13 protein-coding genes are annotated in these 14587 nt (G+C 53.3%); 10 read left to right on the top strand and 3 right to left on the bottom strand.

What is annotated here, in order from left to right; translation table 11 throughout:
• The 6 genes from ABJQ89_RS14950 to ABJQ89_RS14925 all read left to right on the top strand — a co-directional run.
• Positions 1-355: heparinase II/III-family protein (locus ABJQ89_RS14950; protein WP_348496981.1), on the top strand; the 355-nt coding region annotated here is incomplete at its 5' end.
• 21 nt (positions 356-376) lie between these two features.
• Entirely contained in the window at positions 377-1966 is a 1590-nt protein-coding gene (gene purH, locus ABJQ89_RS14945; protein ID WP_348496980.1) for a bifunctional phosphoribosylaminoimidazolecarboxamide formyltransferase/IMP cyclohydrolase, read from the top strand.
• 24 nt (positions 1967-1990) lie between these two features.
• Complete coding sequence (lspA, locus tag ABJQ89_RS14940) at positions 1991-2464, top strand: signal peptidase II (protein WP_348496979.1); 474 nt, start codon at positions 1991-1993, stop codon at positions 2462-2464.
• Between the two features lie 97 nt (positions 2465-2561).
• Positions 2562-3074 (top strand): DUF3035 domain-containing protein, encoded by a 513-nt coding sequence (locus ABJQ89_RS14935; RefSeq protein WP_348496978.1) that lies wholly within the window; start codon positions 2562-2564, stop codon positions 3072-3074.
• An 86-nt stretch (positions 3075-3160) separates the two neighbouring features.
• Positions 3161-4519 carry a pitrilysin family protein gene (locus ABJQ89_RS14930; protein WP_348496977.1) on the top strand — a complete coding sequence of 453 codons (1359 nt, stop codon included), beginning with the start codon at positions 3161-3163 and terminating at the stop codon, positions 4517-4519.
• On the top strand, positions 4516-5820 hold the full coding sequence (locus ABJQ89_RS14925; RefSeq protein WP_348496976.1) for a pitrilysin family protein: 1305 nt from the start codon (positions 4516-4518) through the stop codon (positions 5818-5820). Before ABJQ89_RS14930 ends, ABJQ89_RS14925 begins: the two co-directional genes overlap by 4 nt.
• 42 nt (positions 5821-5862) lie before the next feature.
• Here the strand turns inward: ABJQ89_RS14925 and ABJQ89_RS14920 are convergent, their stop codons facing one another.
• Entirely contained in the window at positions 5863-6900 is a 1038-nt protein-coding gene (locus ABJQ89_RS14920; RefSeq protein WP_348496975.1) for an alpha/beta fold hydrolase, read from the bottom strand.
• Positions 6901-7028: 128 nt separating this feature from the next.
• On the opposite strand from ABJQ89_RS14920, the gene ABJQ89_RS14915 reads away from it, so the two are divergent.
• Positions 7029-8060 carry a helix-turn-helix transcriptional regulator gene (locus ABJQ89_RS14915; RefSeq protein WP_348496974.1) on the top strand — a complete coding sequence of 344 codons (1032 nt, stop codon included), beginning with the start codon at positions 7029-7031 and terminating at the stop codon, positions 8058-8060.
• A gap of 43 nt (positions 8061-8103) precedes the next feature.
• Here ABJQ89_RS14915 and dapA read toward each other — a convergent pair whose 3' ends face one another.
• Positions 8104-8979 (bottom strand): 4-hydroxy-tetrahydrodipicolinate synthase, encoded by an 876-nt coding sequence (dapA, locus tag ABJQ89_RS14910; protein WP_348496973.1) that lies wholly within the window; start codon positions 8977-8979, stop codon positions 8104-8106.
• Positions 8980-9124: 145 nt separating this feature from the next.
• On the opposite strand from dapA, the gene ABJQ89_RS14905 reads away from it, so the two are divergent.
• The 3 genes from ABJQ89_RS14905 (at position 9125) to ABJQ89_RS14895 (ending at position 12609) form a co-directional block, all read left to right on the top strand.
• Positions 9125-11056 (top strand): lytic transglycosylase domain-containing protein, encoded by a 1932-nt coding sequence (locus ABJQ89_RS14905; protein ID WP_348496972.1) that lies wholly within the window; start codon positions 9125-9127, stop codon positions 11054-11056.
• A gap of 174 nt (positions 11057-11230) precedes the next feature.
• Positions 11231-12001: a VacJ family lipoprotein gene (locus ABJQ89_RS14900; protein ID WP_348496971.1), complete on the top strand. Its 771-nt coding sequence runs from the start codon at positions 11231-11233 to the stop codon at positions 11999-12001.
• Between the two features lie 2 nt (positions 12002-12003).
• Positions 12004-12609: an ABC transporter substrate-binding protein gene (locus tag ABJQ89_RS14895; protein WP_348496970.1), complete on the top strand. Its 606-nt coding sequence runs from the start codon at positions 12004-12006 to the stop codon at positions 12607-12609.
• A gap of 12 nt (positions 12610-12621) precedes the next feature.
• Here ABJQ89_RS14895 and ABJQ89_RS14890 read toward each other — a convergent pair.
• Positions 12622-14587, bottom strand: a 1966-nt coding sequence (locus ABJQ89_RS14890) for a PBP1A family penicillin-binding protein (protein WP_348496969.1), incomplete at its 5' end; no start/stop codon positions are given.

Below are 14587 nucleotides of genomic sequence, written 5' to 3'. Positions count from 1 at the left end.
GAAGCGATTTGATGCGAAGATGGACGAACTCAGCCTTCAAGGCGTCGCCTTTACCATCCGATTCCATCTGCATCCCGAGGTTGATGCCGCGCTGGATATGGGAGGCACGGCAGTCTCCATGGCGCAAAAAAGCGGAGAACTTTGGGTGTTTCGCCATGATGGCGTGGCCAAATTGGGCCTTGAACCCAGTCTTTTTCTTGAAAAAGGGCGTTTACAGCCCCGCGCGACAAAACAGATCGTTTTAACTGGCCGCGCAATGGACTATGCGACGCGCATCCGGTGGTCGCTTGCGAAAACGCAAGACACAGCAGTTGGCGTGCGCGATCTCGTTCCGGATGACGATATGCAATTTTAGATTTCAGGACCCTGAACAGCCATGACTGATCTTTCTCCCATCCGCCGCGCCTTGCTTTCTGTTTCCGACAAAACTGGACTGATCGATCTTGGGCGCGCTTTGTCCGAGCGCGGAGTTGAATTGTTGTCCACTGGCGGCAGCGCGAAAGCCCTTCGCGATGCAGGTCTTGACGTGCGCGATGTTGCGGATGTGACGGGTTACCCTGAAATGATGGACGGGCGTGTAAAAACGCTGCACCCAGCGGTCCACGGCGGTCTCCTCGCGCTGCGTGATAACGATGCACATGTTGCAGCTATGGATGAGCACAACATCGGCGCAATCGATTTGCTTGTCGTGAACCTTTACCCTTTTGAAGAAACAGTCGCCAAAGGCAGTGACTACGACACGTGCATCGAGAACATCGATATCGGCGGTCCTGCGATGATCCGCGCCGCTGCGAAAAACCATGCATTTGTCAGCGTTGTTGTGGATGTCGAAGATTACGACGCGTTGCTCACTGAGTTGGACGCGAACGACGGTCAAACAACATATGCGTTCCGTCAGAAACTGGCGCAGACAGCCTATGCGCGTACTGGCGCTTATGATGCCGCGGTATCCACTTGGATGGCGGATGCGCTGGGCGACACTGCGCCACGTCGCCGTGCGTTTGCGGGTACTTTGTCTCAGACATTACGTTATGGTGAAAACCCACACCAAACAGCAGCTTTCTATGTTGATGGTACAGAGCGCGCGGGCGTTGCGACGGCCAAGCAGCATCAGGGTAAAGAGCTGAGCTACAACAACATAAACGACACAGATGCTGCGTTTGAACTGGTTGCTGAGTTTGACCCAAGCGAAACAGCGGCTTGTGCCATTATCAAGCATGCAAACCCATGTGGCGTTGCGCTGGGCGGTTCCTTGATTGAAGCCTACAAAAGCGCGTTCGATTGTGACCGCACATCTGCCTTTGGCGGTATTGTTGCGCTGAACCAACCGCTCGATGAAGAAACGGCGAAAGAGATCGTTGGCATCTTCACTGAGGTTGTGATCGCGCCGGGTGCATCTGATGCCGCGCGCGAAGTGTTCGCAGCGAAAAAGAACCTGCGTTTGCTGACAACTGATGGTCTGCCGAACAACCGCAAAGGTGGTTTGACCTATCGCCAAGTTGCTGGCGGTATGTTGGTGCAGGACAAAGATGTTGGCTTTGTTGGCATGGATGATTTGAAGGTTGTGACGAAGGTTGCACCGACCGAAGAGCAAATGCGCGACCTTTTGTTTGCGTGGAAAGTTGGCAAGCACGTTAAGTCTAACGCGATTGTCTATGTGAAAGACGGCGCAACAGTCGGCGTTGGCGCGGGTCAAATGAACCGCCTTGATAGCGCGCTGATTGCTGCGAAGAAGGCAGAGCGCATGGCAGAGGTGCTAGGACTTGAAACGCCGCTAAGCGTTGGCTCGGCTGTCGCGTCTGACGCGTTCTTCCCATTCGCTGATGGCCTGATGGAAGCAGCTGCAGCTGGTGCATCTTGCGTCATTCAGCCAGGTGGCTCCATGCGTGACGACGAAGTGATCGCCGCTGCAGATGAGGCTGGATTAGCGATGGTCTTTACTGGTATGCGTCACTTCCGCCACTAATTGGTGATTTAAGGGAGGACGCGCATGCGTCTTGTGTTTTGGGCAGGATTTTGGGTGTTCCTCGCGGATCAAGCGACGAAATACCTTGTGGTTCACTGGATGAACTTGCGTGAAGTGGGCAGCATTGATGTGCTGCCACCCTTCCTAAACCTGCGCATGGCGTGGAACTATGGCGTGAACTTTGGCCTCTTCTCGGGCGACAGTTCTGCAACGCGTTGGATATTAATCGGTATCGCGTTGATTATTGTCGCCTTCGTTCTCTACTGGCTGAGAAAAGAGAACTTTGGTCGTCTTGGACTGATCAGCGCTGGCATTCTCGTTGGCGGCGCGCTGGGCAATATTATTGACCGTGTCCTTTACGGAGCAGTCGCAGACTTCTTGAACATGAGCTGCTGTGGCTTTAACAATCCGTTCTCCTTTAACGTTGCAGATATTGCTATTTTCGTCGGCGCCTTTGGTATGGTTATTTTTGGCGGCGACGAAAAAGAAGATGTATAGTATGAGTGCAATCGGCGTTCTTTCGCGCCCAGCAAAAAAGCCTAGGTGACGGCGCCTTTTCTATGCGCTAAAACACAGCGAACGGAGCGGAGTTAAAATGCGACCGGCGAGCAGTTTGATCCTGATTATGGCCTTGGGCCTCGCAGCATGCGGGGGCAACAAGGGTTTGCGCGACTTGAGCGATCCAGCCGCAGGGCCGGAAGAATTCGCTATTGTACCTAACAAGCCCTTGCAAACACCCGAAAGCTATAGCGCGTTGCCAGTTCCAACACCTGGATCAGCCAATCTCGTGGATGCTACACCTAAGCAAGACGCAGTTGCCGCGCTAGGTGGCAATCCTGCGCGAGTTACGGCCCAAGGTGTTCCATCGAGCGATGGTGCTTTGATTGCCAGTGCATCGCGCTACGGAGTTCCGGGCAACATTCGCGCAACAACCGCTGCCGAAGACGCAGATTTCCGCAAGCGCCGTGGCCGGTTCACGAACATTCGCCTGTTTAAAACAGACCGCTATGTCCAAGTGTACAGGAGCCAAGTGCTCGATGCGAACGCGACACTTAACGCAAGCCGTCGCGCGGGCGTGAAAACGCCATCTGCACCACCCGTCGAATAAGACCTTCACGATGGCGTCAGTTCGGTTGCAACAGGCCGGAACACGCTTAGGTTGGTGTTTAGATCTACCCAACGTGAGGAATAAATATGCGTTTCGGATTTCGTTTGGCCGTGCCATTTTTGGCTCTGCTCAGTGCACCAATTGCCGCTTTTGCGGAGACGGTCCGCTGGGATGATCAGGTCAGTACCTTTTCATTAGACAATGGAATGGACGTCGTGGTGATCGAAGATCACCGTGCGCCTGTCGTTGTTCACATGATGTGGTATCGCGCTGGGTCAGCAGACGAAAAGCCTGGTGTCTCGGGCGTTGCACATTTTCTTGAACATTTGCTGTTCAAGGCGACGGACAACATGGAAGCAGGCGAGTTTTCAAGAACGGTCGCTGCTAATGGCGGCTCGGACAATGCGTTTACATCCTACGACTACACTGCCTATTTCCAACGGGTTGCGTCTGACCGGCTTGAATTGATGATGCAAATGGAGGCCGACCGCATGGTCAACCTTCGTTTGAGCGAAGCAGACATCCTGACAGAGCGCGAAGTCATTATTGAAGAGCGCAACCAGCGCACAGAGAATGATCCGGGTGCGTTGTTCAATGAACAGGCCAACGCTGCGATGTACATGAACCATCGGTATGGCGTGCCAATCATCGGCTGGCGCCATGAGATGGAAACCCTCGATCTTCAGGATGCGCAAGATTACTACGAGCAGTTCTACGCGCCGAACAACGCAATCCTGATCGTCGCAGGTGATGTGACGCCTGAAGACGTGAAGGACATGGCCGAGCGCCATTATGGTCCCTTGGAGGCCAATCTCGATTTACCCGAGCGCTTGCGCCCGCAAGAGCCGGATCACAAAGCCGCGCGTCGTTTGGTTTATGAAGATCCACGTGTGGCACAGCCATATGTCAGCCGTGCCTACCTTGCGCCTGAACGAGATAACGGTGATCAGAAAACCGCGGCTGCCTTGATGCTCGCAGCTGAACTGCTCGGGGATGGCCAAACGGCCTTCATGACACAGCGCCTGCAATTTGAAGATAAATCAGCAGTCTACGCAACGGCCTACTATCGCGGAACGTCGCTGGATGACACGCGTTTTACGACGATTGTTGTGCCCGTTCCCGGTGTGAGCCTGAGTGAAGCCGAGGCCAACATGGACCGCGTGTTGCAAGAGTTTCTCGAGGAACCCATCGACACAGCGCATTTGGACCGGATCAAACGCAATATGCGCGCTCAGGAAATTTTCGCCAAAGACAACGTGCAAGGCCTCGCAAATAGATATGGTCGCGCGCTTACCACCGGCCTTACAATCAAGGACGTTCTGGACTGGCCTGATGTCGTGGACAGCGTGAATGAAGACGATATCAAAACGGCCCTAAGAGATGTGTTGCAAGAGCGGACATCGGTGACAGGTTGGTTAACTTCAGATGCGGAGGCCGCGAAATGAGACAGATTTTCCTAAGTATCACAGCCGTTTTTGTCCTTCTCGCCGCGCCACTGCGTGCTGATGTGGATATCCAAGAAGTGACCTCACCAAGTGGCCTAAAGGCTTGGTTGGTTGAAGATCACACAATTCCTTTCATGGCGCTTCGCATTGGTTTCAAAGGCGGAACATCGCTTGATCGCGCTGACAAACGAGGCGCGGTTTCTTTGATGATGGCGATGCTGGAAGAGGGCACGGGAAATTTGGACGCGCGGGGGTATGCCCAAGCTGTTGATGAGCTGGCGGCGTCATTCAAATTCGACGCATCTGATGATGCCATTAGCATTTCCGCGCGCATGCTAAGCGAAAACCGCGATGAAGCGATTGAGCTGCTAAAGGGTGCAATCATCGCGCCGAATTTTGACCAAGATGCGATTGATCGGGTGAAGGGGCAAATTCAATCGATGCTGCAATCTGATCTAAAAGACCCGAACGAAATTGCGCGCGCGGCCTTTGATCGCGCGGCATACGGCAATCATGCGTATGGCAGCAATGGTGACGGAACCCCCGAAAGTATCGCTGCGCTGACACAAGAGGATTTGTTTGCGGCGCACCAAGATACCGTCGCGCGTGATCGTGTGTTCATCAGTGCCGTTGGGGATATCACTGCAGAAGAACTTGGCGCGCTTATGGATACTTTGCTGTCTGACTTGCCTGCGACAGGTGCCAAAATGCCAAAACGTGTTGAGGTCGGATTGGACGCTGGCGTGACTGTTGTTCCATTTGATACGCCGCAATCTGTGGCGCTCTTTGGGCACCGCGGGATCGGGCGTCATCATCCCGATTTCTTTGCGGCCTTCGTTGCGAGCACTATTCTGGGTGGCGGTGGTTTTGAAAGCCGCTTGATGGAAGAAGTGCGGGACAAGCGCGGTTTGACTTATGGGGTCTACTCGTTCCTCGCGACACGTGAGAATTCCGAAATGGTGTTTGGGCAAGTTGCCTCTGCAAACGACCGTGTTGCGGATGCGATAGATGTTATCAAAGCTGAATGGGAGCGTCTCGTTGAAGAAGGCGTTACGCAAGAAGAGTTGGATCACTCCAAAACCTACCTCACTGGCGCTTATCCTTTGCGCTTTGATGGCAATGGGCCGATTGCCAATATCCTTGTTGGGATGCAGATGCAGGGCTTGTCGACAGACTATGTTAATACGCGCAATGACAAGGTGAATGCAGTCACGCTGGATGAGATAAATCGCGTGATCAAAGAGGTATATCTTCCGGACGAGCTGCATTTTACCGTCGTGGGTCAACCTGAAGGTCTCTAAGTAAAAACGCCCCGACGCGATGTGCGCGGGGCGTTTCTTTGATTATTGCTGCGCGAAGAACGCGAGGAGCGCATCGGCGACGATAGTATGATCTGCGACACGTTCGCCAGTGCCATCGATGCAGATCATTCCATCACCCTTTGCTTCCTCTTCAAGGATCGGAATGGCGATGTCTGAACATGTTCCCAGCATGTCAAAATGCGCGAGGGTCGCTGGTTCGAGATAGCTTGCAATGCCGCTCGGAAGCTGCGCCATCAAAGCACGTGATTCAACGTCAAGGTTTAGGCTGCCTTGTACATCTTTTGGCGCACCGAGGACGAACATCGGCGTATCAATCGCGCCGAGGCTCTCCGCAGAGAAGGTTTGCGTGCCACCTAGATCAAGAACGGCGATGCCCTTGAGACGTGGGTCGGACAGGTCTTTAGCCATCTCAGCGCGGTCTTCTGGCGTTTTGCCAAGTTGCCAAAGTTCGATAATGCTGCAAATCAACTCTGACGGGTCAGCGGCGCAAATGGTATCTGTTTGGGCCAGATCCTGACGGCCACCCGCCAGCTGTACAGCTGTCATACCACCAAGCGAATGACCGGCCATAAAGATACGCTCAGGATTTATCAAAGCGCTAAGCTCAGAATCGCTTAGTGCGAAATCGATCGCACGGCTTACGTCTTTGGGGCGCTCCCATAACTCCCGCGCATGATCAGGATCACGTAGCCAAGTCGATGTACCCGGATGGTTGAGCGAGAGTGCGACATAGCCCTCTTGACCCAATTCATCCGCTAACCAGTTTTGGTTGCGTGCATTGCCATACATCCCATGGGACAGGACCACCAATGGGTAGCTACCTGCCACAGCGTCCGCATCTTTCGCCGCTTCAACACCGATCCAAACCGCATTGCTGTGTTGTTTGGAAACAGCTGCATCAGCTTCGGCAGGGTACCAAAGGATGCCTTCCAAAGGACGTTCAGTATTGCCGTCCTTGATCGCGATGTTGCGCATTCCGGTTTGGAAGGTGTCGGCACTGGCTGTGTGTCCTGTACCAATGGAAAATGCGAGGGCGAGCATGTGAAGTGTATGTTTCATATCGAACTCCGATGTGTTTGCGTGATAACCTAGGAGTTGCGTGTCAGTGCTTGTTTCGGCAATGCGCCAAGGTGCCAAAACCTGTCCTTTATCGTGATGTAGGACAGTGAAAACGTGAAAGAGGACAAATGCCGGACAACCTATTACTGGTTTTACCGTTGCCGATCATTACGTCGTTGCTGGGCGCAGCAATTGCAATTTTGGTATATCGACTGGATTGGGGGTCGCGCAAAGCAAGCCTTTTCCTTGCCGGATTCTTCGCGCTTTTGAGCTTTGAATCGTTCTTGGTCGGATTGCGATTTGGCTATGGATTGGAGCAATTGGTGCTCGTCCAGCGCGCGGGTCCGTTGCTTGTGGGGCCACTTTTATTCCTTGGCTTTGCGGCTTTTGCGATTCCCAAAGAGATCTTCACCCGAGTTGCTCTACGTCACCTTGGCGTCGCGTCTGCGATTATCTTAACGCTCTTTTTAGCACCGCAACCAATCTATGCGCTCGATTGGCTGATCTCCTGCAGCTATCTTTATTACCTTGCTAGGCTGGCACTTCTTTGGCGCAAGGGGCCTGACTTTCTAATTCATGCGCATTTCGATGTAACGCAAAAGGTCGCGAACTGGATGTTACGGGGGATTATGCTCCTGGCCTTCATTTTGTTGATCGACACAGTCATCGCGTTTGATTTTGCGATGAACGAAGGGCGCCATGTGCGCTCGCTCATTTCGTTCACGTCGATCCCGATTATCATTGGATCACTCGCCTTTATCTTTGTGATGCCGTCCATGCTTGCGCCGCGCGCGGTGCAGCAAACCGTGCCAATGCCAAGTGAGGCAGATGACTTCGCTAAATTGGAAGAAGAGGCGCGCGCGCTTTTGACGTCGAGCCAGCTTTATCTGGAACCTGATTTGTCGGTGCAACGTCTGGCGCGCCGTTTACATGTTCCCGTGCGAACCTTGTCGGTTGCGATCAATCAGACGCAAGACATGAACGTGTCGCAATATGTGAATCGATTTCGAATGGAACATGCGGCTGACTTGCTGCGCGGTACCGATGAAAGCGTGGCCAAGGTTATGGCGCAATCTGGCTTTTTGACTCGCTCGAACTTCTACCGCGAATTTCAACGGGTCTATGGGCAAACACCGGCTGCGTATCGCCAAAACAAATAGGGCGGGGTAAACCCCGCCCTGTTCGTCAAATTCTTACTTTAGATCAGTTGATCAAACCCGCGTGGCGCATGCCATCGTCGATAAGTGCTTTTGTCTCATCCGTGAGGCTGGTCAGCGGTGAGCGCACTTCGTCGCTGCACAGACCCAGTTTGGAGAGACCATATTTCGCGCCAACAAGGCCCGGCTCTGTAAAGATCGCCTTGTGCAGTGGCATCAGCTTGTCTGTGATTTCGAGCGCTGTGTTGTAATCACCCGCAAGCGTCGCGGCCTGCATTTGCGCGCAAAGCTTTGGCGCGACGTTGGCCGTCACTGAAATGCAGCCAACACCGCCGTGTGCGTTGTAGCCGAGCGCTGTCGCATCTTCACCAGACAGCTGAACGAAATCATGGCCACAGCTCATGCGCGTCAAAGGCACACGAGACAGATCGCCGGTCGCGTCTTTGACACCGACAATGCGTGGCAGTTTCGCTAGTTCGCCCATTGTCTCAGGTGACATATCGATCACAGAGCGCGGTGGGATGTTGTAGATAATGATTGGAATGTTCGTGCTGTCGTGAATCGCTGTGAAATGCGCGATCAAACCGCGTTGTGTCGGCTTGTTGTAATAAGGCGTAACAACAAGAACAGCATCTGCACCGACTTTTTCCGCATGCTGGGCAAGGCGAATTGATTCGAGCGTGTTGTTGCTACCTGCGCCTGCGATCACAGGCAGACGACCAGCAGATGCGCGTACAACTTCTTCGACAACTTTCTCGTGCTCGTCATGGGTCAGGGTCGGGCTTTCGCCGGTTGTGCCCACAGGGACAAAACCGTTGGTGCCTTCACCGACATGCCATTCAACAAGTTTCTTCAGTGTTTCCAGATCCAGCTCGCCGTTCTTGAACGGCGTAATCAGTGCGGTTAGAGAACCTTTAAACATGACACGCTCCTCTTCGTGTTGGCGGGCGACAGGCCCGGATGAATAAACAGCCGTTTGAGTGCTGTTGCATTTGTGAATTGCTCACAGCGCCACAAAGGCTAGGTTGTGCCGTGTCTATCCTTTGTCATTGAATGAATTGCAAGTCATGAAGCGTTTTGCCCTTTTGCTTTTTCTCGTATTGATCACGCCTATTTCGGCGTTTTCCGAGAGCCATGTTCCTTTACCGCGTGCCTTTGACGCAATGCGAGCGGGGGATTGGGCCGAAGCGCGTACGCTTGCAAGTGATATCAGCCCCGTCGCCTATGATCTTATCGAATGGCATCGTTTGCGCGCTGGCAAGGGAACGGCGGAGGAAGTTTTGCTCTTTCTCGATCTCAATCCAGATTGGCCCGGTTTGGAATGGCTGCGCAAAAAGAGCGAGCCTGCGATGCTGGATGCAAACAATGCCGATGTGATGTTGTTCTTTAAGAATGATTTGCCACAGACGGCGCAAGGCGCGATGGCGCATGCACGCGCGCTGAAGGCCGCGGGGCAAAAAGAAAGCGCTGAGGCGGGGTTGGTTTTGGCATGGCGGAGTATGTCGATCGGTCCGCAAACCCATGCAAAGATGCTCGCTGAATACGGGGATCTACTAAAGGATCATCACATCGCTCGTCTCGATATGGTGCTCTGGCAGGGATGGACCGAAAATGCTGGGCGCATGATGTCGCTCGTGCCTGAAGGGTATCAGAAGTTGGCCAAAGCACGCATGGGATTGCGTGCGCGCGCCAAAGGAATTGATGCGCTGGTTGCAAGCGTTCCTGATGCTTTGAAAAACGACCCGGGACTTGCCTATGAACGCTTCGTTTGGCGCGCTAGTAAGGGGTTGCAAAAGGAAGCCGTCGATTTGGCGCTCGCGTCTAGCAAAAGCGCAAAAACTCTGGGCGAACCTGAGCCTTGGTCTAACCGTCGTCGCGCGCTTGCGCGACAAGAGATGCGCAATAAGGACTACAAACGTGCTTATGCTTTGGCCAGTCAGCACTATCTGAGTGAAGGGTCGTCCTTTGCTGATTTAGAATGGCTGAGTGGGTATATTGCTTTGCGATTCCTGAATGATCCGAAGAAAGCATTGGAGCATTTCAAAGGCCATCAAGGCGCGGTTGTGACCCCCATTTCGCGAGGACGTGCAGGATACTGGATCGGGCGTGCCTATGAGGCGGCTGGAAATGCAGCTGCAGCAAAGGCGGCTTATAGTGATGGCGCTGAATATCAGTCGAGTTTTTATGGCTTGCTCGCGGCAGAGCGTGCCGGACTGCCGTTTGATCAAAGCCTCGCAGGGCAAGCTGCGCTCCCTGATTGGCGCGACGCCAGTTTTATGGGATCGACTGTGTTTCAAGCCGCGGTTCTCGCGTTGCAGGCTGGTGAGCTCACAATATCCGAGCGTTTCTTCACGCATCTCACCGAAAGTCTGACGCCTCTGGAAGCGGCGCAATTGGGCAAAGTTGCGCTTGATCTTAATGAGCCGCATATCGCGGTGATGATCGGGAAACGCGCAGCTAGCCGTGGTATCACGATTCCTGCGCCCTATTATGCGATCCATGACTTAGCGAAAACGGATCATCCGATACCAACCGAATTTGCGTTGGCAATTGCACGGCGTGAAAGCGAATTCGATCCTGTTGTTGTATCAGGCGCTGGCGCAAGAGGATTGATGCAAGTGATGCCCGCAACGGCGCAAAGCGTCGCTGGCGAGCTTGGGATCGACTATTCGAAAAGCAAATTGACCTCAGATTGGCGCTACAATGCGCGCCTTGGAACGACCTATCTTGCGCGCCTTGATAAGCAGTTTGGCGGCAATCCTGTTATGATGGCAGCGGGATATAATGCGGGACCCGGGCGTCCTGTGCGCTGGATGGAAGTCTATGGAGACCCTCGTAAGGGTGAGACTGATATCGTCGATTGGATCGAACATATTCCGTTTAGAGAAACACGAAATTACGCGATGCGTGTCAGTGAAAGCCTGCCAGTTTATCGCGCGCGATTGAGTAAAACTGCTTTGCCAATGCCATTTTCCAAAGAATTGCTTCAAATGCGCTAAACGTGATTTAGGGCGATGACTTTCCCTTTTGCGCGAAGTATGCGATTCTTAAGTAAGGTTTTATTAAGAAATTTGTCACGCGCGCATCAAATCAACGGGATTTAAGTGAAATACCACTGGTTCTTTCGCGTTGGCATATTAGGTACGTGTTAACTTTTGCACTTGGTGGTCATTGTGTTTCAACAACTTTCATATCGTACGCGGCGCGCATCTTTGCCTATTTTGGCGGGTATTGCTTTAGTGCTCGCAGGCTGCACGCAGCCTGGACCCGGGCATGACCCGAGCGTCGTTTTTGATCCGCATGAAAGCGTGAACCGGCAGAACCATGAATTTAACCGGGCACTTGACGAAAAATTGCTGCGCCCCGCTGGCGTTGGTTACACCAAGGCGATCCCTGACGACCTTGAGGATAGCATCGGCAATTTCTCCTCTAACCTTGGCTTGCCCGGGACTGTCGTAAACAATCTTTTGCAAGGTAATGTTGAGGGCGCATTTCGCAACTCGGTCCGTTTTGTTGTGAACACGACCCTTGGTTTGGGTGGTTTGTTCGATGCGGCTGGTGAATTCGGTATCGAAGAAATCGAAGGCGATTTTGGTCAAACGCTCTATGTTTGGGGTGTCCCAGAAGGGGCTTATGTCGAATTGCCTGGTCTTGGCCCGTCAACTGAGCGCGCTGCAGCTGGTAAGGTCGTTGATCTCTTCACCAATCCCTTGAGCTATGTTTTGCCGAGCCCAGAAAAATACGTTGGCACAGCGGCAGGAGTGGCTTCTAAAGTAGGGGAGCGGGGACGATATGCCGATGCGATCGACTCCATTCTTTATAATAGCGCCGACAGTTATTCACAGGCGCGCGGAATTTATTTGCAAAACCGTCGGTTCAAGCTGGGCGATGGCGATGCTGCTGAAGAGATCAACCCGTTTGAGCTCGACACACAGGGGTTTTAACCATGACTAATTTTACCAGACGCCAAGCTACCGGTTTCGTTGCTGCAGCTGTTGCGGGTTTTGCTTTGGCGCCAAGCGCGGCGATGGCGTTGAACGAAGCAAGCGCTAAAAAGCTCGTGGATGCGTTGGTTGATGAAATCAACAAGACCATTGCGTCGGGTAAATCCGAGCAAGGGATGTATAAAGACTTCGAGCGCATCTTCGCGAAATATAGCGATACGTCGTATATTGCCGCTTATGCGATGGGCAACGATGGTCGACGTGCGAGCGGCGCTCAGAAGAAAGCCTTCTCAAGAGAGTTCCAGAAGTATATTTCGCGAAAATATGGCTCTCGTTTCCGCGAATTTATTGGCGGCCGCTTGGAAGTGAACAGCGTGCGTCCAGTGAAAAGCTGGTATGAAGTGAAAACCACGGCATTCCTGCGCGGTGAATCGCCCTTCACAGTGACGTTTCTTGTGTCTGATCGCACGGGCCGCGACAAGTTTTTCAATATGTTCATCGAAGGGATCAACCTTCTGTTGACTGAACGCACTGAAGTCGGCGCGCTGATTGACCGTCGTGGCGGGAATATCGACCAAATGATCGCAGACCTAAAGAAGGCTGGCTAAAGCGCCAACCTTCTATCGGTTTTCACGGTTCTGGTCTGATTGACTTCCGCTTGATCCACTACTTTGCCCAAATCCGCGCAGCACGCGCTGCAAAACTGTGTCGGCGATATCGTTGCTGTTCTGCACGGGTGTGATTGCCTTCGTCCGCGTGGGCGGTGTCGGCGCAACCATAGGCAAGGGGTGCGCAGGAAGACCAGCGTGAACGCGTTTCATGACCTCATGCCAGATTTCGGCCGGTAGACCACCGCCCGTGACGCCTGTCAGGGGCGTGTTGTCATCATAGCCCATCCATATGCCCGCAACATAATCAGCGCTAAAACCAATGAACCAAGCATCTCGCGCGGCTTGTGTTGTTCCGGTCTTGCCCGCGACTTCGCGATCGCCAAGCGCGGCGCGTCTGCCTGTACCTTGGCTTACGACCTTTTCCATCATGTAGATGAGTTGACCGGCTGCAGCATCACTAATGACGCGCTCGCCAATACCACCACCTGCGCCCATGAGCGGCTCTGTATCTCCTAACAAACTGAGTTCAACTAGACCAAACGGCGTCACTGAAGAGCCGCCATTCAGAATACCTGCATAAGCGCCGGTCATTTCAATCAACGTGCTTTCGGAGGCTCCAAGCGCTAGCGCAGGCCCTGCTGCAAGATCGCTATCGATGCCAAACTCGCTTGCAACTTTGCGCACATTTTCGCGTCCAGCATCTTCAGAGAGCTTAACTGCAGGTATGTTTAAGGAGTCTTTGAGTGCGTCGGTGAGCGTTACAGAGCCTTTGAAGTCCTTTGTGTAGTTTTTGGGGGACCAAGGACCCGAGCCGGGAATGTTGATTGTTAGTGGCGCATCGACCACTTGATCATTGGGGCTATACCCAAGTTCTAGCGCGGTCGCGTAGACGAAAGGTTTGAACGCAGATCCTGTTTGACGAAGCGCTTGGGTGGCTCGGTTGAATGCGCCAGATACTTTTGTGTTTCGCCCGCCAACCATCGCGCGGACCGCGCCATCTGCGCTCATCACGACAATTGCAGCTTGGGCCTTGGACCCTTCGCGTACTTTATTCTCGAAGATGAATTGCATCGCGTCTTCTGCTGAAGATTGAATGCGGCGATCCAAAGTTGTTTTGATAATCACGTCTTCTGTCGTGTCGCGGGTAAAGAACTCTGGCCCGCTGTTCATCACCCAATCCGCGAAGTACCCACCAGCCTTTGCTTTGGCCGCTTCCGATAACTCGGCGGGCGCAATGCGAGCGATGTCTGCTTCTTTCTTGGAAAGGTAGCCCTGATCTTCCATCAAGCTGATGATGACAGCTGCGCGATCCTGCGAACGAGACAAGTTGTTGGTAGGGGCATAACGCGTTGGCGCCTTCAACAGGCCTGCAAGCATCGCGGCTTCGGCGGCATTTACTTGCGCGCCAGACTTGCCAAAGTAGCGCTGGCTCGCGGCTTCAAAGCCGCGCGCTCCTGCGCCAAGGAAGGCGCGGTTCATGTAGATATTGAGAATATCGTCCTTGGTGTACTTGGCCTCCATCGCCATTGCGTAGATCGCTTCTTTGGCTTTGCGCCACATGGTCGTGCGTCGGCAATCTGCTTCATACTCTGTTTCGCTTTTCCAAACGGTAGAATCGTATGGAACACCGAGACACAGCAATTTCGCAGTTTGTTGGGTTATCGTAGAGCCGCCATGTCCCGATAGAGGCCCACGCCCTTCACGAAGGTTAATGCGTACAGCGCTCGCGATACCGCGAGGGCTTACCCCAAGGTGGCGGTAAAAACGTTTGTCTTCAGTCGCTACAATTGCATGCACGAGATGAGGCGAAGCTGTATCCGTTGTAATCGCGCCGCCAAATTGATCACCGCGCCATGCGAAAACTTCGCCCTGTCTATCAAGTAAAGTGACCGATCCGCGAGCACGACCATCCAGCAATGCTGTCGGTTCAGGCAGTTGGAGTGCAAAATAGGCAACTGCGAGACCAAGTATGACG

This window comes from Planktotalea sp., from assembly GCF_039984035.1.
Taxonomy (GTDB): domain Bacteria; phylum Pseudomonadota; class Alphaproteobacteria; order Rhodobacterales; family Rhodobacteraceae; genus Planktotalea.
The sequence above is the reverse complement of the archived record's forward strand: the minus strand, read 5'-3'. Positions and strand labels throughout refer to the sequence as shown.